The following is a 22,282-nucleotide window of genomic DNA, read 5'->3' as shown; positions in this document are numbered from 1 at the left end:
CGTCAACTATCGGACCAGTGTGGCGATCCAGGCGCGGGTGTCGGCCGGATCGATCACATCGTCGAGCTCGAACCCGGTCGCGGCGGTGAGTGCCTTGCCCTGCTGATAGGCCAGCGCCAGCAGCTGCCCGAACAGCGTCTCGCGCTCCTCCGGATCGGTGACCGCCTCGAGTTCCTTGCGGAAACCGAGCCGCACCGCGCCCTCCAGCCCCATCGGGCCGATCTCCCCGGTCGGCCAGGCCACGGTGAAGTTCGGCGCGCGCAGGTGCCCGGCGGCCATCGCCATCGCGCCGAGCCCGTAGCCCTTGCGCAGGATGACCATCCCGAACGGCACACTGAGCTGCGCGCCGAGCACGAACAACTGGCTGAACCGGCGCACCGTCGCGGTCTTCTCCGCCTCGGGCCCGACCATGAATCCCGGTGTGTCGCACAGGGAGACGACCGGCAGCCCGAACGACTGGCACAGCGTGAGGAAATCGCCCATTTTGTCGGCGGCCTCGGCGTCGATGGCACCGCCCAGGTGATGACTGCTGTTGGCGACCAGGCCGAACGGCTCGCCCTGCACCCGCACCAGCGCGGTGACGATCCCGACCCCGTAGTCCGCCCGCAGCTCGAGCACCGAGCCGAGATCGGCGATCGCCTCGATCGCGCGATGGATGTCGTAGGCGCGCAACCGGTTCTCCGGCACCACCTGGCGGGCCAGGCGCGGGTCCGGCGCCTCGAAATCGGTGACGCGGCCCTGGAAGTAGCTCAGGTACTGCTTGGCCAGCGCCACCGCGTGCGCCTCGTCGCGGGCGACCAGGTCGACCACCCCGTTGCGCCGCTGCACCTCGATCGGGCCGATGTCCTCCGGCCGCCACACACCGAGCCCGCCACCCTCGATCATCGCCGGTCCGCCCATACCGATATTGGCGTCGGGGGTCGCGATGATCACGTCGCAGGACCCGGCCAGTGCCGCATTGCCGGCGAAGCAGCGGCCCGACACGATCGTCACCAGCGGTACCCGCCCGCGCAGCGCGCCCAGTGCGCGGAAGGTAGGCACGTCCAGGCCCATGCCGGTCCAGTCGGTGTCGCCGGGGCGGCCGCCACCGCCTTCGGCGAAGAGCACCACCGGAATCCGTTTGCGCGCGGCCAGCTCGAAGGCGCGGTCGGTCTTGGCGTGGTTGACCTTGCCCTGGGTGCCGGCGAGCACGGTGTAGTCGTAGGAGACCACCACCGCCTCGGCCGCCGCCCGGCCGACCCGGTCGGCGCCGATGGTGGCCAGGCCGGTGACCAGGCCGTCGGCCGGGGTGTTGGCGATCAGGTCGTCCTCGCTGCGCCTGCTGCGCTGCGCGGCGACGGCGAGCGCGCCGTATTCGACGAAGCTGCCCGGGTCGACCAGGTCGGCGATGTTCTCGCGGGCGGTGCGGCGGCCGAGTCCGTGTCGTTTGGCGATCGCGGCGGGGCGCGCGTCGTCGAGGGTCACCCGGTGCCTGGCGGCGATCTCCTCGACATCGGCGCGCGGGCGATCGAGGTCGAGTTCGGTGCGCGCGTCACCGGTTTCGCCCGCGCCGGTGCGGGCGATGATCACCAGCGGGTCGCCGGGGGAGACGACCTGGCCCGGCCGCACCAGCACCCGCACGGTCGTGGCGGCCGCGGGCGCGGTGAGCACGTGCTGCATCTTCATCGCCTCGAGCACGGCGAGCTGCGCGCCCGCGCCGAGTTCGTCGCCCTCGGCGGCCACCTCGACCACGGTCCCCGCCAGCTGCGCGCGCACGGCCTCCTGGCCCGGATACAGCTCGACCGCGCCGACCGCGATCTCCGGCCTGCCTGCCGCCGCCACGAACGCGGGCAGGCGTTCGGCGAGGAAATCGGTGGTGACGGCGCCCGCGCGAAAAGCGCTGTCGGCCAGAATCTCCCGCAGGAAGGCGATATTGGTGCCGAGCCCGCCGACGGTGAACTCGGCCAGCGCCGTCTCGGCCTTGCGGGCGGCGGCGGGAAAGGATCCACCGCGGGTGCGGGTGATCACCTTGGCCAGCAGCGAGTCGTAGCGGGGGCTCGGGGTCAGGCCGGGGCGACCGAAGGTGTCGACGCGGACGCCGGGGCCGGTGGGCGGGGCGAAGGAGGTGAGGGTGCCCGCGGTCGGCACGGTCGAGCCGTCGGCGGCCATCGTTTCCATATTGACCCGGGTCTGGATGGCGATACCGTCGGCGGTGGCCGGGTCGCCGGTGCAGGTCGCTTCGTCGGCGCGGATGCCGTCGGGGAGGTCGAGGTCGTCGAGGGCGGTGCCGCGCGCGAGGGCGAGCTGGGTGGCGACGAGATCGAGGCCGGTGACCTCCTCGGTGACCGTGTGCTCCACCTGGATTCGCGGATTGACCTCCAGGAACACGAATTCGTCGGAGGAGACAAGGAATTCGACGGTGGCGAGCCCGCGATAGCGCACGCCCGCGCACAGCCGGGCCGCCGCCGCGTGCAGGTCCCGGCGCAGCGTGTCCGGCAGGTCCTGGGCCGGGGCGATCTCGATCAGCTTCTGATGCCTGCGCTGCACGCTGCAATCACGATCGCCGATGGCCAGGGCGAGGCCGTCCGCCGCGACGATCTGCACTTCGATGTGGCGGGCGCGCTCGAACAGCGCCTCGGCGAACACGGCGGGATCGCCGAACCCGAGCTGCGCTTCGGCCGCGCACTGCCGGAAGGCGTCGTCGAGTTCGGTCGCCGCGCGCACCACCCGCATCCCGCGCCCGCCGCCACCGGCGAGCGCCTTGATCATGATGGCGCCGGGCGTTGCGTCGAAGAAGGCGCGTACGGCGGCCAGGTCGCCGGGCCCGTCGGTCGCGGGCAGGACCGGGACGCCGGCTGCCGTGGCGGCGCGCCGGGCCGCGGACTTGTCGCCGAACAAGTCGAGTACGGCGGCGTCGGGGCCGACGAAGGTGTATCCGGCTGCCGCGCAAGTACGCGCGAATTCGGCGTTCTCGCTGAGGAATCCGTAGCCGGGATGGATCAGCTCGGCGCCGGACTCCTTGACGGCGGCGAGGATCGCGGCGTGGTCGAGGTAGGCGGGCGCGCCGGTGCCGGTCAGTGCGATGGCCTCGTCGGCCAGGTGGACGTGGGGACTGTCGGCGTCGTCCTCGGCGTACACCGCCACCGTCGGCAGGCCGAGTTCGGCGGCGGTCCGGATGATGCGCAGGGCGATCTCGCCACGATTGGCGATGAGCAGTTTCCCGTGGCTACCTGTGGTCACGATCACAGTGTTGTTAAAGTTGACGTCAGTGTCAACTATGTCACCGGGACCCTGCCGACCTGCTCGATTACGCCCGGACCCGGTCTCTGACGTACGCTGCTCCAGCGAAGTACAGCAAGGCCCTGTGGCGCAGTTGGTTAGCGCGCCGCCCTGTCACGGCGGAGGTCGCGGGTTCGAGTCCCGTCAGGGTCGCCACGAAGAAGTCCCCCACACCAGCCCGGTGCGGGGGACTTCTTCAGTTCCGGTGGTCGATGCTGGTGATCCGATAGCGCCCGGCCGACACCTCGGTGGTCCGCATCGTCTGGTTGATCTTCTCGATGGCCGTGTCGCCGGGCCACTGCTGCTGCACGGTGACATTCCACAGGCTGGGATCGGTGGAATCGGCGCGGGTGATGTGGATGCAGTACTTCACGCCGATCGGGAACGTCGCGATACCCGCGGCCAGGGCGGCCTCGTCGCCGACATACGCGTCATCGGTGACATAGGTGCGGGCCTTGGCGGCGTCGCGGTCGACGTAATAGCTGTACTCGAAGCCCAGGATCGCGCCCTGCGGGCTGGCGGTGTCACCCCGGTCGGCGCTGATGGTGATCGACGGGCTGCGGAAGGATTCGCAACCGTCGACGGCGTGCGCGGGCGCGGGCGCGACCAGGGTGGGGGCCGACTCGGTGGTCGGCGCCCCGGCCAGGGCCGCTTGTTTCGCCTCGTCGGCCCGGTCGCCCGGCCCGAGGAAGATATTGGCCGCCAGACCCAGCGCGACGACGAACACGAGCGCGCCGACCACACCCTTGATCACCGCCGCGGCCTTTGTCCGCCCGTGCGGGTCGTCGTAGCGCTCGTCGTCGTAGGACTTGCGCGGACGCCGGCTGATCGTGCCGCCACCGCCGAAGTCCTTGAGCCGTGGCAGGACCGGCATCTCCACGTGGTCACCGCTCTGCTCGGTGGCGGTGGTGGTGGCCCAGTCGTTCCAGTCCACGTCGTCGCGGCGCACCGGCTCGGTGGTGGCGGCGGTCTCGTCGTGCCAGTCGTTCCAGTCGCCGGTGAACCCGTCGTCGTCCTCGTCGTCGGTGCGATAGACCGGCTCGACATAGGCGGGCGGCGCGGCGGGACGGTCGTCGAAGGGCTCCGGCTCCGGCGGCGGCCAGACCTCCGGATTCGTGCCGATGGTCTGCGGTTCGGCCTCGCGCCGCCGCCTGCGCCGCCGCTTGCCCTGCGGTCGTCGCCGGGCAGGCGTGGCGCCGTCCGGCGACGAGAAGTAGGCCCCGAACGGATTGTCCATGCGCGCGGCCTAGGCGGGCGCCGGGACTACCCCCGGCTGACCGTGTTTGGGTGCGGTGGATGGTTTTTCGGTCTCCTGGTCCTGCTGCGGGCGCGCGGCGGGCGGGATCACCCCGCCCTGCATCGGCTGCTGGGTCGACGGCGTGTTCGGCGCGGACTGCACCGGCTGTTCGGTCTTGGGCGCCTGGAACGCCGGCTCCGGCGTGGTCGGCGCGAGCGTCGTCTCCGGCTTGCTCGGGGTGCTCGGCGCGGTGGTGGCCGGCTTGTCGGAGGTGCCGCCCAGCCCACCGAACAGCGTGTTCGAGTTGCCGCCGTTGGTGGACGGCGCCGTGGGCGTGGTCCCGGCCGGGATGGTCGAGGTGCCGTCGGTGCCGGTCACCCCGGCGGCCAGGGTGTCGATGCCGGTGGTCGCCAGCTCGGTCCCGGAGTCGATGCCGTACATGGCGACCTCGGCGATCTTGTCGATCAGATGCGTGCCGAACTCGACACCCGCGTCGATGGCGGCGCTGCCGAGCGAGACACCGCCACTGATCAGCGCCTTCTGCAATGCGAGCTGGGCGTCGGTCGCCGGATCGCCGGTCGATTCGTCGTCGTCATCGTTGAAGCTGTAGGTGCTGTAATCGCTGCCGCCGGTGCCCAGGACGTAGACCCCCGGCGCGACCTCGGTGGCGCCGGGCGGCACGGTCACCCCATTGGTGCCGCCGAGATCGCTGGTGAGGTCTTTGGTGTCGCGGGTGTACTGGTCCATCTCGGTGCTCGCGGTGCCGACCACCCCGACCGCCTCGGTGATGGCCTCTTCGGCGAGTTCGACGATCGCATCCAGATTGCTGCTGTTCACCGCGGGTGCGGCGGCTTTGGCCTTGCGCCGGAAGTCGGCGATGATCGCGTCGACCTTGGCCGCCGCGGTGGCCTGGGTCGAATGTGCCTGGCCGAGCAGGGTACTCAGCCGCTGCCCACGATCGGCCGCCGCCGAGACCTCGGTCGCGGTCTGGCGCAGCGCCGGGGTGGCGGGCGCGGCGGTCTCGGTGGACTCCAGCGCGTACAACCCGAGCCGGTGCGGGTCCTCGGTGGCGGTGGTCGCGGTCGACGCCGAGGTCAGCGCCGCGACCACGTCGGCAGCGGGGTCGGTGGAGGTGTTGGTGCCCAGCGAATTCCGCAGTTCCAGCAGCGGCACCTCGAGCAAGGCGATCACCGGCGCGATCTTGGCCTCGGCCTCGGCGGGGGTGATCGTGCTCAGCGTGGTCTCGGTGACCAGCGATTTCGTGCGCATCACGCCACCTCGCTCGCGGCCGCGTCCAGCCCGCCGGCCAGCCCGGTATCGATCCCGACGACGGTGTCGCCGAACTGATCCAGGATCGTTTGATAGGCGGTGACCAGATTTCCCGCGGTGCTCAGGGTTGCGGCGTGATCGCCGGCGGCCTGGGTCCAGGCGGCGGCGAATTCGCGTCCGAGCGCGCCCAATCCGGATAGATCGACCCCGGCCGCGGTCGCTGTGTCGGTGGCCGCTGTGCCGAGTAGTTCGGAAACCCGGGCTGCCGCACGCTGATACGCGTCGAGCGCTGCCGGGTCGAAGGACATTTCTGCCACGAGGTCTTCCCCTTCACGATCGCGGGTGCTCCCAGAAAAGCGTAACCAGCTCCGGGCCATTGCGGGTGGCTCTGACTGTTACCGCAGGTCGGCCGCTTGGTGACCGGCGGGTAAGGTCGCGGAAGTCATGGGAGTTCTGCTGGTCACGCTGCTCGGGTTCGCCGTGCTGGACGCGCTCGACGTGCTGTTGGTGGCGATCACCACGGCCGTGGTCGCCGACAGCAGGCTGAGCCGTCGATCGCCGCTGGTCGGTGTGCTCAGTTTCATCGGCGGGGTGTTCGCCGTCTCCTTCGCCTTCGGGCTGTGCACGGTGCTCGGCATCGACTTCCTGGTCCGGTTGCTGGACTTCGAGCTGACGCCGACCCTGCGGTACTGGGGTGAGCTGCTGATCGGCGTGGTGCTGATCGCGGTCGCCGCGCTGCCGGTCGGCACCTCGATGAACACCGGCGGCCGCTGGGTGCGGCCGGTGCGGGAGCGGCCCTGGCTGATGGGCGTGGTCGGTTTCACCCTGGGCCTGGCGAAGGTGCCCACCTCGGTGCCGTACCTGGCCGCGCTGGCGCTGCTGTCCGCGCAGCGCCCGCTGCCGCTGGGCTGGCCGCTCATCGTGGCCGCCTACTGCGCCGTCGCGCTGGTGCTCCCGCTGGTCGTGCTGGCGCTCGCGCTGCGCCGCACCCCGCGCACGCGCCGGGTGTACCGGGTGCTCGTGCGCGGGCTGACCCGCTACGGACCGCCGGTGGTGCGGGTGCTTTTCGTGGTGTTCGGCGTCGCGCTGGTGGTGGACGCGCTGGTCCACGGCGGGCAGCTCTGGTGAGGGCCCCGCACGGCCGCTCAGTTTCGTGTCAGGTGGATCGAGTACCGTCATCACGAATCGATGACAGTCGCGGTGCCCGTTTCGCTGGGTCGCCGGGCGTGACCAGGTGAGCAGGGAGGGCGACCCTTGAGGGTTACCGTTGTTGTGCCGACCTACAACGAGCGGGAGAATCTGCCGGTGGCGGTGGAGCGGCTGACGGCGCTGCCGGTCCCCGATCTGCACGTGCTGGTGGTGGACGACAACTCACCCGACGGCACCGGCGACGTGGCCGACAAGCTGGCCGCCGACCTGCCGAACGTGGTGAGCGTGCTGCACCGCACCGAGAAGGACGGCCTCGGCCGCGCCTACATCGCGGGCATCACCCAGGCCCTCGACGAGGGCGCCGACGTGGTGATCCAGATGGACGCCGACCTCTCGCACCCCGCCGAGGTCATCCCGGCCATGCTGGAGAAGCTGAGCTCGCCCGATACCGGGGTCGTCCTCGGCTCGCGCTACGTGCCCGGCGGCTCGACCGCCGCGGAGTGGAAGTGGTACCGCAAGGCGCTCTCGGCGTGGGCCAACTTCTACGTCAACCTGCTCCTTCGCCTCGGCGTCAAAGACGCCACCGCCGGTTTCAAGGCGTGGCAGGCCGACACCCTGCGCGCGATCGACGTGGCCTCGATCCGCAGCAACGGGTACTCGTTCCAGGTCGAGATGAACTACCGCGCGATCAAGAAGGGCTACACGATCGCGGAGGTGCCGATCCGGTTCGAGGAGCGCACCATCGGTGCCTCGAAGATGAGCTTCAAGGTCCAGCTCGAGTCGGCGCTCATGCCGTGGAAGCTGCTGTTCGGCCGCTCGGTCTAGCCCCGCGCCGAAAGGACCCCGCCGGGATCGGCGGGGTCCTTCGCGTTTTCCGGGTCACCGGGTGATGCCGCGCCGCACGCCTTCCAGGGCGATCACGATGACCGGTACCAGCACCACGTGCATGACCGAGAGCGCGATGGTGGAGGCGGTGTCGAAGTCCGCGTCGACGGTCAGCGCGATGGTCGCGATCGTCAGCACCGAGCCGATGACCGCGGCGACGCGCAGCACGCCGGTCCACAGGTAGGAGATCAGCACGGCCAGGGTCAGGCCGATCAGCAGCGGCACCGCCGACATGAGCACGACGCCGCCGGGTGCGACGTCCATGAGCTTGTCGCCGTCGGTGGTCACGAATTCCCCGCCCGCGGCCTCGCCGATACCCCAGACGATCAGGTTGAGCACGACGGCGGCGACGACGCCACCCAGTACGGCGACGGCCCGGTTCAGGACGGGAACTGTGCGGTCGATGGTGGCGGCGATGGTGGTGGTCATGATGTTCTCCCTCACTCGGTGGTGAGACCATCATCAAACCTAAACAATGATTCAGGTCAAGTGTTGGGTGTGAATTATTTTCCGCGAGAACGGAAGACGCAGGTGAGGGCCGTTGACCCGCTTCAGTCCTGCGGCCAGTTGAGCAGCGTGTGCTCATACAGCCGCCGCACCTGCTCGACCTCGTCGTCCATGTCGGCCGGGTCCCACCCGGAGACATCGATCGGCGCCAGCACCGCCACATCCACCACGCCCGAACGCGCGATCGGCGAATCCCGCCAGGCGATCTCCCCGGCATTGCGGATCACCACCGGGATCACCGGGACACCGGCCTGATGCGCGATGTGGAAGGCGCCCTTCTTGAACGGGGCGACACCCGGGGTGTAGGACCGGGTGCCCTCGGGCGCGACCGCGATGGACAGGCCGTTGCGCAGCGTCGAGACCACCGGGGCGAGCGCGGCACGGGCGGCCGCGGAGTCGGCACGGTCGATGAAGGTGACTCCGACGAAGCGCATCAGCGGCCCGAACAGTGGATGGTTGGCCAGTTCCTTCTTGCCGATGCCGGTCACCGCGCCGTCGAGGACCTTCGGCACGATGATCACGTCGAACTGGCTCTGGTGGTTGAACAGGAACACCGCGGGCCGTGGCGCACGGGCATTCTCGATGCCGACCACCTGTAGCCGTACGTCGATCGCGCGCAGGGTGGCGGTGGTGGCGTCGTGCATGAGCCCGTCGGCCATGGCCTGGCGCTTGCGGGTGTAGGACTTGCGCAGGACGCCGGTGAGCGCGCCGCCGATCAGCACGACGAAACCGGCCACGGTGCGCAGATAGTCGACCGGCCGGGGCGCGCGGCGCGGGCGGAAGATGAGCACGGGCCAGCTGTTGGTGATGGCGGCCGCGGCCAGCGGCGGATCGGGGTCGATCGCGACGGGGTGGGCGGCCAGTTCGAGCAGCGGCAGGTCGGTGGCGCTGTCGGCGTAGGCGTAGCCGATCTCGGCGCCTGCCCGTTCGGCGAATTCCCGGACAGCACCGGCCTTTCCGGTGCGCCACAGCGGTGGCCCGTCGGGGTGGCCGGTGAGGACGCCGTCGTCGGTGGCCAGGCGGGTACACAGCACGTCGTCGATGCCGAGACGCTCCGCGGCAGGGGTCACCTGGAAGCTCGTCAGCTCGCTGACCAGCACCACCGTGTGCCCGGCCAGCTGATGTTCGCGCACCAGCCGCCACGCCTCGGGATACAGCCGCCCGTAGATCTCGCTGCGAAATGCCTTGCGCCCCAGCTCCATCAGCTCGGTCTCGGGCACACCGGACCACGTTCGCTCGACGGCTTGCAAGAAGCGCCCATAGTCGCCGTCGCCGCCACCGCGCCGGATGCCGCCGAGCAGTGCGGCCCGTCGTGCGTCACCGCGACGAAACAGCTTGCGTAACAGTCCGTGTCGCGGCAAACCGTCGACCACCGTCCCGCCGAAATCGAAGGCGGCGACCACCTGCGCACCCTGCGGACCCGACCGGATCGCGGCCACCGCCGCGTCGAGTGTGCTCATCAGAACGCGGTCCGGTTGGACGGGTCGAGGGTCGCGGCCCGCGCGATACGCTCGCCGAGATCACGCAACTGCTGCGCGAATTCCACTCGCCGCTCCAGCAATTCGGCCTCGGCGCCCTCGGCGGCGGGCGCGATCAACCCGTGGTTGTCGGCGAGTTTCCACGCGCTGGTGAACAATTCCGACGACACCGACTCGGGGCTGTGCAGCCGCTGCTGCAACAGCATCTGCCTGCCCACCGCCACACATTCGTCGATGAACTCCTTGCGATCGATGACCACATCGGCGGGCCGGGCGACCAGCCGTTCGGCCACCACCAGCTGCGCGTCGAAGAACGAGCGCAGCACACGATGCGCCATCACGAACCCGGAATCGGTGAGCGCGCCGAGGAATTGGCGATCGAGCCGGTCATCGGGGGTGTGTTCGTCCCATTCGGGCACGATCAGCCGGACCTCATTGATGATCTGTTCGGCGAACTCCTGCCGCTCGGGGAAGAAGAACTCGAACTTGAGCAGATCCCGCAGCGCGAACGCCGCTTTCCAGGCCGCGCGCAGCGGATCATCGCCGGGCGCTTCCACTGCGGTCAGCGCGGCCAGTTCGAGAATGGCGCGGTTGACGAACCAGTGCACCGCGCTGTTGCGATAGAACGCCGCCTCCAGATGCGCGCCTGCCTCGATGGCGTAAACAGGTTCCAGCCCACCGCGATACACGGTGACCACTCCCGCCAGCGCGAGCTGTTCGAGCACCACTCGCAGACCCTGCTGGTCGCGCAGGGCGGTCATCTCCCCGGCGGGCAGGCCGCGCGCGTCGATGTAGCCGAGCACGGGGTCGAGCACCGTGCGCACCTCGCCCAGGGTCAGTGCGCGCTCGTGCACGCCGAGCAGGGCCAGCGTGACCAGCGCGTTCACCGTGATCGGAGTGACCTCGTTGATGCCGACGGCCACGTCGAAAGCCAACCGCTGCACCGCTTTCCGCTCGACCTCGGCCAGCGCCGACTCGTCGGGCACGCTGGTCACGCCGGAGTCGGTGCCGCGCAAGGGGATCGTCATCGGGCGCTCGTCGAGCGGGTCACCGTGCGTGGACAGCCCGGCCCGCGCCGAAATCGGTTCCCCGAAACGCACATACACCCGCCCGGCCGAATGCTGCTGGCTGCGCACATATCTGGCCAGCCAGCCGATACCCTCCGCCTTCTTGGTACCACCGGACTGTTCGCTGGCGATGGCGCCCAGCTCGTTGAGCCGCTCGTAGGTGATCGACACCGGCACCAGCATCACGTCCTCGACCCGGCGCGAACGTACCGCGGCGGCAAGGTAATTGAGCAGGCCGTAGCGCGGCGGCCTGAGCTTCCCGGTCCTGGTCCGTCCGCCCTCGAAGTACCACTCCATATTGAAGCGCTTGGCCAGCAGATAGGCGAAGTACTCCTCTACGACCGCCTTGTACACCTCGTCGTCGCCGAAGCTGCGCCGGATGAACACCGTGCCGGTGCGCCGCGCGATCGGGCCCATCGGCCAGAAGCTCAGGTTCGCGCCGCCGATCACGTGATTGGGCGGGAAGTCGTTGCGCGCGAGCACATCACCGAGGACGAAGGCGTCCACATAGGACCGGTGCGAGGGCAGGAACACCAGCGGGTACTTGCGGTTGAGCGTGCGCAGGGCGTCCAGGCCGCCCAGATCGGTGTCGACCTTCCAGGTCGAGGCGTGCACCGGGCGCATGGCCTGGGTGAACAGGTCAGAGACCAGCCGGCTCTGCGCGGCGACCAGTTCGCGCAGCGCCTTCTCGGCATTGCGATAGACCTGGTCGGGCTCGGAACCGATCTCGTCGGCGATGTAGTCGAGTTTGCGCTGGAATTCGGGGGAGTCCAGGATCTCCTCGGCCACCAGCTGCGGCACCTTGTAGCGATCGCCGATGACGGTGCGTTCGGCGCGTTCCAGCGCGACCACGGCGGCCCGCACCACCGCGCGCGCGAACGGTTCCGCGGTCCCGGCGCGCAGCAGCGCGGCGGCCTCGGGATTGTTGGCGCGCAGCTCGCTGAGCCGGGCGGGCGCGCCGACGAGGACCCGATGCCGGTCCGGCTCGGTGCGCAGCAGTCGGCGCTGGACCAGCCGGTTGGGTTTGCGCGGGTTGGTCATCATCACCAGGTCGGCGAAGGTGACGCGGCGGACGCCGTCGCGTTCGGGTGGCAGCCACAGCACCCGCACCGGCACCACGAGCGGGTCGTCGTGCCTGCCTACCAGGCGTTTGATGAGTGCCTTGGCGTCCAGGTCGAGCTGGGTCACCGGCGCGGCGGAGTCGATCTCCCGGCTCAGCCCACCCTCGGCGATCCAGGCGCCGATCACTTCGCGTTCGACGCCGGAGGCCGCGTCGACCAGGGCGACCACCGAGTCCGCCGCCGGTCCGGAACGCCGGCCACGCCGCCTGCCGTTGTCGATCATTCCTCCATTGAAGCCGCAGATCGGCCTCGGCGCACCGAACTTCGGATACCGCGCGTTGCCGCGTCGCGGAGTGGCGAAGAATACCCATTTCGAACGTTCGCAATCCGCGAGGTAATGCTAACCTAACTCGGCTAAGTTAGGTCAGCATTACCTTGGAGGATCGGTGTCGTCGACGGAACAACCCGTACGGGTGGAGTATGTGACCGATCCAGCGGCGGCGATGGCCTCCCTGGCCGCGGCCGACCGATTCGGTGAGTATGTCGTCTACGAGCAACCCGGCGAGTGGGTGTTCGCGGCCGATCCGCTGGGCACCGTCGAACTCGATGCCGGTGAACTGCGCGTGCGCTGGGGTGAGGAGACCACCGCCCGCGCCTGGACCGGCAGCCCCGCCCAGGTCGTCGACGCCGCGCTGGCCGAACTCCCGCTCGACGGCCGCACCGCCTACGGCTGGATCGGCTTCGAATTCTGCGCCTACGCCCTGGCCGCCACCCGCTACCTCAACCAGCGCACGCCCCTGGCCGATCTGATGATCCCGCGGATCGAGGTGCGCATCGACGCCTCCGGTGTGCGGATCAGTGGCGCCACCCCGAACGAAACCTGCGATATCCACGACCTGATCGCCGCGTCGCAGGGCGCCGAGCTGCCCGTCGCCACCCCCGTCGACGTGCGGTCCGACCCCACCGGCTACCAGGACCGGGTCGCCACCGCGGTCGCCGAGATCCGTTCCGGCGGCTATCAGAAGGTGATTCTGTCGCGCAAGGTCGAGCTGCCCTTCGCCGTCGACGTGCCCGCCACCTACCGGCTCGGCCGGGCAGCCAACACCCCGGCACGCTCGTTCCTGCTGCGCCTGGGCGGTCTGGAGGCAGCCGGATTCAGTCCCGAACTGGTGGTCTCGGTCGACGAGGATCGCGTCGTCACCACCGAGCCGCTCGCCGGTACCCGCGCCTTCGGTCTCGGGGTCGAAGCCGACAACGCGGCGCGCGCCGAGCTGCTCGCCGATCCGAAGGAGATCGTGGAGCACGCGATCTCGGTGCAGACCTCCTTCGCCGAGATCACCGCGGTCGCCACGCCCGGCACTCCCGCCGTCTCCGACTTCATGGCCGTGCGCGAACGCGGCAGCGTGCAGCACCTGGCCTCCACCGTGCGCGGCACTCTCGCCCCCGGCCGCACCAGCTGGGACGCGCTCGAGGTGCTGTTCCCCTCGGTGACCGCCTCCGGCATCCCCAAGCAGGCCGGCGTCGACTCGGTCTTCCGCAACGACCACGACCCGCGCGGCCTGTATTCCGGTGCGGTGGTACGCATCTCGCCGTCCGGTGCGCTCGAGGCCACACTGGTGCTGCGCGCGGTCTACCAGACCGGTGAGGGTGCCTGGCTGCGCGCGGGCGCCGGAGTTGTCGGGCAGTCGCGCCCCGAGCGCGAATTCGAGGAGACCTGCGAAAAGCTCGGCAGCGTAGCGCCTTACGTCGTCCGAGCTTGACCGCCTCCCCGCGATTTCTGCCGGACGTGGGGTGCGCTGGACTCGGTCGCCGGGCCGGCGGTCATGACCGTCGGCCCGGGCCGGGCGTTCCCGACGAGTTACCCATGTTCATGCGAAATCAGTGCGCAAGGCTTTCTTGTCGATCTTGCCGACGGCGGTGATGGGTAGGGAGTCGGCCTGGCGGACCAGGTCGGGGAGTTTGTAGGTGGCCAGGCCGCGGTCGGTGAGGAAGGTCTTGAGTTCGACCAGGGTGGGGAGTTCGCCGGTGACCACCAGGACGACGCACACCTTCTCGCCGAGGGTGGCGTCGGGCAGGCCGACCGCGGCCGCGTGCCGGACGGCGGGGTGGGCGAGCAGGTGCTCCTCGAGTTCGTCGCAGGAGATGTTCTCGCCGCCGCGGTTGATCACGTCCTTGATCCGGCCGCTCACCACCAGGTGCCCGCTGGGCAGCTGACGCACCAGGTCGCCGCTGCGGTAGTAGCCGTCGGGGGTGAAGGCGCGCGCATTGTGTTCCGGCGCACGGTAATACCCGCGCAGGGTGTAGGGCCCACGGGTGAGCAGTTCGCCCTCCTCGCCGGGCGCGACATCGTTGCCCTCGCTGTCGACGACGCGCAGTTCGTCGGCGGGGGACAGTGGGCGGCCCTGGGTGGTGCACACCAGCTCGGTGGAGTCGTCGAGGCGGGTGAAGTTGAGCAGGCCCTCGGCCATCCCGAACACCTGCTGCAACGTGCACTTCAGCGCCGGCTCGACCTCACGGGCGTTGACCTCGGCCAGCCGCGCGCCACCGACCTGCAGCAGCCGCAGCGAACTCAGGTCGGCGTCCTCCCATTCCACTGCGGCACTCCACAATTGGGCCAGCGGCGGGACGACGGCGGTGACGGTGACGCGGTGCCGCTCGATCGCGGCGAAGGCCGACTCCGGGCTCGGGTCCAGGGTGAAGGCCAGCGCGCCGCCGGTGGCCACGGTGCCCAGGATGCCGGGGCAGGCCAGTGGGAAGTTGTGCGCGGCGGGCAGGGTCGCCAGGTAGACGTCCGCGGCGGTGAGGCCGCAGACCTCGGCGCTGGCGGTGGCGTTGTAGGCGTAGTCGTCGTGGGTGCGCGCGATCAGCTTCGGCAGGCCGGTGGTGCCACCGGAGACCAGCATCACCGCGATCTCGGCCGGATCGATGACCGGCAGCGAATCGCCATCGGCGGCAACCGAATCCAGGGCGGTGAAGGCACCGGGGTCACCGGCGACGAGGACGTGGCGCAGGCTCGGTACCGCCGCGCGCACCGTGGCGGCCAGCTCGCGGTAGTCGAAATCGCCGAGCCGATCCGGGATCAGGTAGGCCACCGCGCCCGAGAGCGCGGCCAGGTGTTCGATCTCGGCGCGGCGGTGCGCGGGCAGGGTGAGTACCGGGATGATGCCGGCCCGCAGCAGGCCGAACAGCACGGTCGCGAATTCGGGGATGTTCGGCAGCTGCACGATCACCCGGTCGCCGGGGGCGATGCCGAGGGCGAGCAGACCGTGGGCGGTCCGGTCGGCGGCGGCGTCGAGGTCGGCGTAGGTCATCGGGGTGGCGGCGCCGAGGACGGCGGGGCGCTCGGGATGGGCGCGGGCCGAGTCGCGCAGCAGGTCACCGAGGGTGCGACCGGCCCAGTAGCCGGCGGCGCGGTACTGCTGGGCGGCGTCGTCGGGGAACGGGACATAGCCCTCGCGGTGGTCTGCCGAAGCCGAGGTCGACGTCATGAGCTGCCCTCACTGTGTTGCCGTAGTAGGTTAGGCAACCCTATCTCACCAGGTGGGGCCCGCGTCGCACAAAGCGCCGACCGGGTGAACTACCCACCGGCTCTTGCCGATTCGCTCTTTCGCCTGCGATAACTAGACTTTCACAAGTGAGTAAGTGGACTTCCGCGAATATTCCCGACCAGACCGGTCGCACGATCGTCGTCACCGGCGCCAACAGCGGCCTCGGCGCCGCCACCGCCAGGGCGCTCAGTGGTGCGGGGGCGCGGGTGGTCCTGGCCTGCCGGAATATCGCCAAAGCCGAGCAGGTCGCGGCCGGTCTGCCCGGTGACACCGAGGTCCGCCGGCTCGATCTGGCCAACCTCGAGTCGGTGCGCGCCTGCGCCGACTCCCTCGAGCGCGTCGACGTGCTGATCAACAACGCCGGGGTGATGGCGCTGCCGCTGCGGCGCACCGCCGACGGCTTCGAGATGCAGTTCGGCACCAACTACCTGGGGCACTTCGCGCTGACCAACCTGCTGCTGGACCGGATCACCGACCGGGTGGTCACGGTGTCGAGCAACGCGCACCGCATCGGCAAGATCAACCTCGACGACCCGAACTGGGAGCAGCGCCGCTACGACCGCTGGCTCGCCTACGGCCAAGCCAAACTGGCCGACCTGATCTTCGCCTACGAACTGCAGCGCCGCCTCGCCGGTGAGGGCTCGGCGGTCGTCTCGGTGGCCGCCCATCCCGGCTACGCGGCGACCGAGCTCATGTCACACACCGAGTCCATCCAGGACCTGTTCATGTCGCTGGGCAACCGCACGCTGGCCCAGAGTGCCGAGCAGGGCGCGCTGCCCTCGCTCTTCGCCGCCACCGCCGATATCGAGCCGGGCGCGTTCTACGGCCCCGACGGGCTGTTCGAGCTGCGCGGGTACCCGAAGCGGGTGTCGAGTTCGGCCGCCTCGCGGGACCGCGCGGTCGCCGAGGCGCTGTGGGAGCTGTCCGAAAAGCTCTGCGGTCTACTGTGATCATCCACACTCCCGGCGACCTGGCTCGGGACCGCGACGATTCGCCGGTGGTACAGTCCTGAGCATGCAGCGCGCATATTTCTGGTTTAGCGACCCGGCCCTGGGTGGGCCGGTCTGCGACCCTGCGCGCTGACGTCCTCCACCCGAGCCGGATATCTGACCGGCTCGACGGGTAGCGAACTCCGTGGGTCGGCCTTCCAACGAAAAGGACCCACATCTCATGACCACCGCAGCTGATGTCGACTCGCGGCATTCCGATCTCGACGACCAGCGCACCCTCAGCGTAAGCCCGCTGCGCTCGCCGGCCGAGGTCCGCCTCGTCAACCCCATCACCGACGAGCTCGCCGACACCGTGCGCGCCGGCCGCAAGGCCACCGTCGACGTGCTCAACGGCGACGACGACCGCCTGATGGTGATCGTCGGCCCGTGCTCGGTGCACGACCCGGCCGCCGCGCTGGACTACGCCCGCAAGCTGGCCGCCAAGGCCGCGGAGCTCAGCGACCGGCTGCACGTGGTGATGCGGGTGTACTTCGAGAAGCCGCGCACCACGCTGGGCTGGAAGGGCCTGATCAACGATCCGCACCTGGACGGCTCGTTCGACGTCAACACCGGCCTCGGCATCGGCCGCAAGGTGCTCGTCGACATCACCGCGCTCGGGCTGCCGGTCGCCTGTGAGTTCCTCGACCCGATCACCCCGCAGTACATCGCGGACCTGGTCTCCTACGGCGCGATCGGTGCCCGCACCGCCGCCAGTCAGGTGCACCGCCAGCTGTCCTCGGCGCTGTCGATGCCGGTCGGCATCAAGAACGGCACCGACGGTGACGTGCAGGTCGCGGTCGACGGCGTGCGCGCCGCCGCGGCCAGCCACGTCTTCCCCGGCACGGACCTCGACGGCCGCTCCGCGCTGATCCGCACCTCGGGCAACCCCGACTGCCACGTCATCCTGCGCGGCGGCAGCAACGGCACCAACTACGACGCCGCCTCCGTCGCCGAGACCAAGCTGCGCCTGGAGAAGTCCGCGCTGCCCGAGCGGGTGGTGATCGACGCCAGCCACGGCAACAGCAACAAGGACCACAACCGCCAGGTCGACGTGGTCACCGATATCGCCGACCGGCTCGCCGCAGGCGAACAGGGTGTCGTCGGCCTGATGCTGGAGTCCTTCCTCGTCGCGGGCCGCCAGGACCTGACCCTCGGCCGGGCCGCCGACCTCACCTACGGCCAGTCCATCACCGACGCCTGCATCGACTGGACCACCACCGCCGCCCAGCTCGACCGCCTCGCCGCCGCCATCGAGACCCGGCGCGGCTGAATCGGCGAAAAGCACTGTGGCCCCGGCGAAATCCGGGGCCACAGTGCTGTTCTCAGGTCAGTGGATCGTGTAGGCCCAGGTGCCGTTGCATTCGCCGCCCCAGTTCTGTTCGACGTTGTAGCGCCAGGTGCCCGCGGGCGCCACGATGTGCCAGGTGCCCTCGCGCGTCACGATCTTCCGGCCGTCGGGGAGATTGGTGAAGGCGTGCGTGAAGGCGGGGATGTCCCAGCTCGAGCCGTAGTACTCGTAGTTCTGCACCACGATGTGGACGGAGTTGGGGCTGTTGTTCTCGATGACCAGGCACGCGCCCGGCGTCGAGGCCTGGGCCGGTGCGGCGAGCAGCACCGACGTGGACGCGGCGACGGCGGCGACGGCGAGACCGAGACGAGTGGTTGTCGACATGGGGTTGCCTCCTGTGGCTGTCGGTGCGATTCCGGTTGGGCCGCACCGCTTCTGGTTCTATTGACCAATTTACGGGCGGTGACTTGGCGGGCGCTGAGCAAAAACTTGTGGTGCCATTGGCCGGGTGTTCGCCGGTGGCGGCAGACTGATCGGTAATGAAACTTCCTGAACTACCCGATCTGCCCGTGCGGCCCGCGCTCGGCGAGATCGTCGAGACGCTGGCCGGTCACGGGGTGGCGGTGCTGGTCGCGCCGCCGGGGACCGGGAAGACGACCCTGGTGCCGTTGGCGCTGGCCGCCGGGACGAGCGGGCGGGTAGTGGTGGCCGAGCCGCGCCGGCTGGCCGCACGGGCGGCGGCGGCACGAATGGCCGCGTTGCTGGGCGAGCGCGTCGGGGAAACCGTCGGATATTCGGTGCGCGGCGATCGGAAGGTGGGGGCGCGCACGCGGATCGAGGTGGTGACCTCGGGGCTGCTGGTGCGGCGCTTGCAGAGCGATCCTGAGCTGACCGGGGTCGGCACGGTCGTGCTCGACGAGTGTCACGAGCGGCACCTCGACGCCGACCTGCTGCTGGCGCTGCTGCTCGACGCGAGATCTGGTCTACGTCCTGACCTGCACGTACTCGCAACCTCGGCGACAGTCGCGGCGGGACGACTCGCTGCGCTGCTCGGGTCGGGGGAGAGTGGTGTCGCGGGTGGGGGGCTTGCGGTGCTGCCGGGGTCTGATGGGAGTGGGGTCGCGGCCGGGCCGGGTTCGGTAGTGCCCGGGTCTGGTGAGAGTGGGGTAGCGGGGCGGGGTGCGGTGCTGCCGGGGTCTGGTGGGAGTGGGGTCGCGGTCGGGCGGGGTTCGGTGGTGCCGGGGCGGGGTGCGGTGCTGCCGGGGTCTGGTGGGAGTGGGGTCGCGGCCGGGCGGGGTTCGGTGGTGCCGGGGCGGGGTGCGGTGCTGCCGGGGTCTGGTGGGAGTGGGGTCGCGGCCGGGCCGGGTTCGGTGGTGCCGGGGTCGGGGGAGAGTGCGGTGGCGGGCGAGTGGGTGTTGTCGGGCTTCGACGGTGCCGCGCCGGTGTTGGAGGTGCGTGGGCGGGCGTTTCCGGTCGAGGTGGGTTATGTGCCTGCGCTGGCTCGGGAGCGGGTTGAGCAGCAGGTCGCGCGGGCGACCCGGCGGGCGTTGGGCGAGACAGAGGGGGATGTGCTGGTTTTTCTGCCTGGTGTCGGTGAGATCAACCGGGTCGCCGGGTTGCTCGGTGATATCGATGAGGTCGATGTGGTGCCGTTGCACGGTCGGCTGGGTGCGTCGGCTCAGGATGTCGCACTGCGGCAAGGGGTTCGGCGGCGGGTCGTGTTGTCCACGTCGGTGGCCGAATCCAGTCTCACCGTGCCCGGTGTGCGTGCGGTCGTCGACTCGGGGCTGTCCCGGGTGCCGCGTATCGATCATCGTCGTGGACTCTCCGGCCTTGCGACAGTGCGTGTTTCGGCCGCCGTCGCCGAACAGCGGGCCGGTCGCGCGGGTCGCGAGGGCCCCGGCCACGCCTGGCGCTGCTGGCCCGAATACGAGCACCACACCCTGCCCGCCTATCCCGAACCTGAGATCCGCACCGCCGAACTCACCCGTCTCGCACTGGAATTGGCCTGCTGGGGTACACCGGACGGCACCGGCCTGGCCTGGTGGGACGCCCCACCGGCCGGCCCGCTCGCCGTCGCCCGCACCGTCCTGCGTGCCCTCGGCGCCCTCGACGCCGACGACCACATCACCCCGCGTGGCCGCGCCATGGCCGGCCTCGGCCTGCACCCGCGCCTGGCCCGCGCACTCCTCGACGGCGCCGCTGTCCTCGGCCCGAAGGCCGCCGCCGAAATGGTCGTCCTCCTCGACGACGACTCCCTCACCTCGAACACCGACGCCGCCACCGCCCTCCGTACGCTGCGCGCCGAACGCCCACCCCGCTGGACCCGCGAAGTCCAGCGCCTGACCCGCCAGGTCACCGAGGCGACACGCTCTCCGGCCGCGCTGGACCTCGCCGCCGTGCATGACTCCGCGCCCGACACCGCGGCGAGCACGCGCGCTGCGGTCCCTGATCGGGCGGACCCTGCGCCCCCAACCCGATCTGCGGATGCTGCGGCGTTGATGATTGCGCTGGCGCAGCCGGAGCGGTTGGCGCGGCGGCGGGGCGAGGGGTCGGCGTCGTATCTGATGGCGGGTGGGACCGCGGTGACCTTGCCTGCCGGGTCGGGGCTCGGGGCGGCGGAGTGGCTGGCGGTGGCGGTGGCGGATCGGGATCCGGGGCGGGCCGAGGGGCGAATTCGGTTGGCGGCCATCGCCGATGAGGAGCTGGCGTTGGCCGCGGCGCCCGGGCTGGTGGTGTCGGGGGACGAGGTGGGGTGGGACGGGGATGTCGTCGCGCGACGGGTGCGGCGGCTGGGGGCGATCGTGCTGGCCGAGAAGCCGTTGCGTGAGCCGGACCCGGTCGCGCTGGAAGCGGCTGTGCGGCAAGGACTTCGGTCGGATGGTCTGGGGTTGCTGCGATGGGACGATGACGCCCGCACCCTGCGGCAACGTCTCGGTTTCCTGCACCGTGTCCTCGGCTCGCCCTGGCCCGATGTCACCGACGAAGCCCTCCTCGACGACCTGGATCACTGGCTCGCCCCCGACCTCACCACCGTCCGCCGCCGAGCCGACCTCGCCCGCATCGACGCGGGCACCGCCCTGCGCCGGCTGCTGCCCTGGCCTGCGGCCGCCCGTCTCGACGAACTCGCGCCCGAACGCCTCGAAGTCCCCTCCGGCAGCCGCATCCGCCTCGACTACAGCACCGACCAGCCGATCCTCGCGGTGAAAGTCCAGGAGATCCTCGGCTGGACCACCCCACCCACCCTCGCCGACGGCCGCGCCACGATCCTGCTGCACCTGCTCTCCCCAGCCCAGCGCCCCGTCGCCGTCACCGCCGACCTCCCCTCCTTCTGGCAGCACGGCTGGCCCCAGGTCCGCGCCGACCTCCGCGGCCGCTACCCCAAACACGCCTGGCCCGAAGACCCCACCACCGTCGTCCCCCACCGTGGCACCGCCCGCCGAGCCCGCGACCACTGACCCAACGGCCGTCGTCCCCCGCCGCGGCACCGCCCGCCGAGCCCGCGACCACTGACCTACCGGCCGGCCAGTGTCGATGTCGGCGTGGCCTGCGCTGGACTGACCGGCGTCATCGTGCAATCGGCGTCCTGCCAGTCAGTATTCTGACTGAGCGCGTCCGAATTGCACGATGACGCCGGTTGTCGGCCAGGCACTCCCGTCTGCCGTTGTGATCGCCGATTGGAGCGGTCGTCGCGGAATCGGATTTGGACAGGTGATCACCAGGCACTGAGGTACGGGTTTGGCGGCGAATCTCCGCCATCAGAGCCTGGTGATCTTGGTTTATGGCTTGGCACGAACGGCGAGGAGGTCGCCCGCGGTGGTGAGAGTAGGGGTGAAGCCGGCGGTGGTGAGGCGGGAAGTGAGCTGGGCGGGAGTGGGTTTGGCGCTGGTGGGTGGGTCGGTGGGGGAGCCGTAGCCGTAGCAGAGCCAGAGGGTGCCGGTGGGGGCGAGACAGTGGCGGACGAGGTTCCATTCGGCGGTGGCTGGGCCGGTCCAGAAGGCGTTCACGTTGCTCGCGAAGACCAGGTCGAAACCGGTGGCCGGATCGTCCAATTCGCTGAGCAGCCGGTCGGGGGCGATCGCGCCGATCGCGCCGTCGACGATCCTGACCCGGCCCGCGGTGATCTCGGCGGCACAGCGTTCGCGGGCGCGAGTGGTCGCCGTGGTGGATCGGTCGAGGCCGACGATACGGCCGGTGGTCAGGCGCCTGGCGATGTGGGCCAGCGATGCGCCGGGGCCCGGTCCCAGTTCCAGGAGTTGGGTGCCGGGTCGCACGTCCATGAGGTCGGCGAGCCAGTCGAAGCGCGCGTCGTCCACCATCAGCAGACTGCCTCGGTCATCTCCCCATAGTGGCACCGTCGACGCGCGGAGATCGTCGGCGGACGCACCGTGTCGGCCGTGCTGATCGGGCGTCCACGCGCCCTTGCGCCGGCTGGCGTCTACGCGTCAGTGCGCACCGGGCGGCCGGGCCGCGATTCGGGTCGCCGGTGGCCTCGGTCAAGTCGGTCGGCAGGATGCGGATCTTCTTTCGCCGCACCACGCACCCA

Annotated in this window: 16 protein-coding genes and 1 tRNA gene; 7 read left to right on the top strand and 10 right to left on the bottom strand. The window is 70.3% G+C overall.

The window, feature by feature from the left end; genetic code table 11:
- Positions 1–6: 6 nt before the first annotated feature.
- On the bottom strand, positions 7–3,219 hold the full coding sequence (locus ACFXK0_RS06325) for a carboxyl transferase domain-containing protein (RefSeq protein WP_379408779.1): 3,213 nt from the start codon (positions 3,217–3,219) through the stop codon (positions 7–9).
- Positions 3,220–3,337: 118 nt separating this feature from the next.
- Between ACFXK0_RS06325 and ACFXK0_RS06320 the strand changes: the two genes are divergently transcribed.
- Positions 3,338–3,414 (top strand) — tRNA-Asp (locus ACFXK0_RS06320).
- Between the two features lie 40 nt (positions 3,415–3,454).
- Here the strand turns inward: ACFXK0_RS06320 and ACFXK0_RS06315 are convergent.
- The 3 genes from ACFXK0_RS06315 to ACFXK0_RS06305 are packed head-to-tail and all read right to left on the bottom strand — an operon-like array spanning position 3,455 to position 6,081.
- Positions 3,455–4,495 (bottom strand): hypothetical protein, encoded by a 1,041-nt coding sequence (locus ACFXK0_RS06315; protein WP_379408778.1) that lies wholly within the window; start codon positions 4,493–4,495, stop codon positions 3,455–3,457.
- Positions 4,496–4,504: 9 nt separating this feature from the next.
- Entirely contained in the window at positions 4,505–5,764 is a 1,260-nt protein-coding gene (locus ACFXK0_RS06310) for a hypothetical protein (protein ID WP_379408777.1), read from the bottom strand.
- Entirely contained in the window at positions 5,764–6,081 is a 318-nt protein-coding gene (locus ACFXK0_RS06305; protein ID WP_379408776.1) for a hypothetical protein, read from the bottom strand. Before ACFXK0_RS06305 ends, ACFXK0_RS06310 begins: the two co-directional genes overlap by 1 nt.
- Before the next feature lie 127 nt (positions 6,082–6,208).
- On the opposite strand from ACFXK0_RS06305, the gene ACFXK0_RS06300 reads away from it, so the two are divergent.
- Together ACFXK0_RS06300 and ACFXK0_RS06295 are read left to right on the top strand one after the other, a co-directional pair.
- Positions 6,209–6,892: a GAP family protein gene (locus ACFXK0_RS06300; protein WP_379408775.1), complete on the top strand. Its 684-nt coding sequence runs from the start codon at positions 6,209–6,211 to the stop codon at positions 6,890–6,892.
- A gap of 126 nt (positions 6,893–7,018) precedes the next feature.
- On the top strand, positions 7,019–7,738 hold the full coding sequence (locus tag ACFXK0_RS06295) for a polyprenol monophosphomannose synthase (RefSeq protein ID WP_379408774.1): 720 nt from the start codon (positions 7,019–7,021) through the stop codon (positions 7,736–7,738).
- Positions 7,739–7,792: 54 nt separating this feature from the next.
- Here the strand turns inward: ACFXK0_RS06295 and ACFXK0_RS06290 are convergent, their stop codons facing one another.
- The 3 genes from ACFXK0_RS06290 to ACFXK0_RS06280 form a co-directional block, all read right to left on the bottom strand.
- Positions 7,793–8,227 carry a DUF6069 family protein gene (locus tag ACFXK0_RS06290; protein WP_379408773.1) on the bottom strand — a complete coding sequence of 145 codons (435 nt, stop codon included), beginning with the start codon at positions 8,225–8,227 and terminating at the stop codon, positions 7,793–7,795.
- Between the two features lie 122 nt (positions 8,228–8,349).
- Positions 8,350–9,765, bottom strand: a complete 1,416-nt coding sequence (locus ACFXK0_RS06285; RefSeq protein WP_379408771.1) for an HAD-IB family hydrolase — start codon at positions 9,763–9,765, stop codon at positions 8,350–8,352.
- Complete coding sequence (locus ACFXK0_RS06280; RefSeq protein ID WP_379408770.1) at positions 9,765–12,194, bottom strand: glycerol-3-phosphate 1-O-acyltransferase; 2,430 nt, start codon at positions 12,192–12,194, stop codon at positions 9,765–9,767. Before ACFXK0_RS06280 ends, ACFXK0_RS06285 begins: the two co-directional genes overlap by 1 nt.
- Before the next feature lie 190 nt (positions 12,195–12,384).
- Here ACFXK0_RS06280 and ACFXK0_RS06275 point away from each other — a divergent pair, with 190 nt between their 5' ends.
- Positions 12,385–13,671, top strand: coding sequence for a salicylate synthase (locus tag ACFXK0_RS06275; RefSeq protein ID WP_379408803.1), 1,287 nt, complete (start codon positions 12,385–12,387; stop codon positions 13,669–13,671).
- A gap of 108 nt (positions 13,672–13,779) precedes the next feature.
- On the opposite strand, the gene ACFXK0_RS06270 is transcribed toward ACFXK0_RS06275, so the two are convergent.
- Positions 13,780–15,399: a (2,3-dihydroxybenzoyl)adenylate synthase gene (locus ACFXK0_RS06270; RefSeq protein ID WP_379408769.1), complete on the bottom strand. Its 1,620-nt coding sequence runs from the start codon at positions 15,397–15,399 to the stop codon at positions 13,780–13,782.
- 146 nt (positions 15,400–15,545) lie between these two features.
- On the opposite strand from ACFXK0_RS06270, the gene ACFXK0_RS06265 reads away from it, so the two are divergent.
- Both ACFXK0_RS06265 and ACFXK0_RS06260 read left to right on the top strand, forming a co-directional pair.
- Positions 15,546–16,409, top strand: coding sequence for an oxidoreductase (locus tag ACFXK0_RS06265; RefSeq protein WP_379408768.1), 864 nt, complete (start codon positions 15,546–15,548; stop codon positions 16,407–16,409).
- 220 nt (positions 16,410–16,629) lie between these two features.
- Positions 16,630–17,718 (top strand): 3-deoxy-7-phosphoheptulonate synthase, encoded by a 1,089-nt coding sequence (locus ACFXK0_RS06260; protein WP_379408766.1) that lies wholly within the window; start codon positions 16,630–16,632, stop codon positions 17,716–17,718.
- A gap of 57 nt (positions 17,719–17,775) precedes the next feature.
- Here the strand turns inward: ACFXK0_RS06260 and ACFXK0_RS06255 are convergent, their stop codons facing one another.
- Entirely contained in the window at positions 17,776–18,120 is a 345-nt protein-coding gene (locus ACFXK0_RS06255) for a hypothetical protein (protein ID WP_379408765.1), read from the bottom strand.
- 155 nt (positions 18,121–18,275) lie between these two features.
- On the opposite strand from ACFXK0_RS06255, the gene hrpB reads away from it, so the two are divergent.
- Positions 18,276–21,194: an ATP-dependent helicase HrpB gene (hrpB, locus tag ACFXK0_RS06250; RefSeq protein ID WP_379408764.1), complete on the top strand. Its 2,919-nt coding sequence runs from the start codon at positions 18,276–18,278 to the stop codon at positions 21,192–21,194.
- A gap of 321 nt (positions 21,195–21,515) precedes the next feature.
- On the opposite strand, the gene ACFXK0_RS06245 is transcribed toward hrpB, so the two are convergent.
- Positions 21,516–22,055 carry a class I SAM-dependent methyltransferase gene (locus tag ACFXK0_RS06245; RefSeq protein WP_379408762.1) on the bottom strand — a complete coding sequence of 180 codons (540 nt, stop codon included), beginning with the start codon at positions 22,053–22,055 and terminating at the stop codon, positions 21,516–21,518.
- Between the last annotated feature and the right edge of the window lie 227 nt (positions 22,056–22,282).

The sequence above is a fragment of the Nocardia sp. NPDC059177 genome (assembly GCF_042755165.1).
In the GTDB taxonomy this organism is placed as follows: domain Bacteria; phylum Actinomycetota; class Actinomycetes; order Mycobacteriales; family Mycobacteriaceae; genus Nocardia.
Note: the sequence above shows the minus strand (reverse complement) of the source record. Positions and strands in the feature narration are given on the sequence as shown.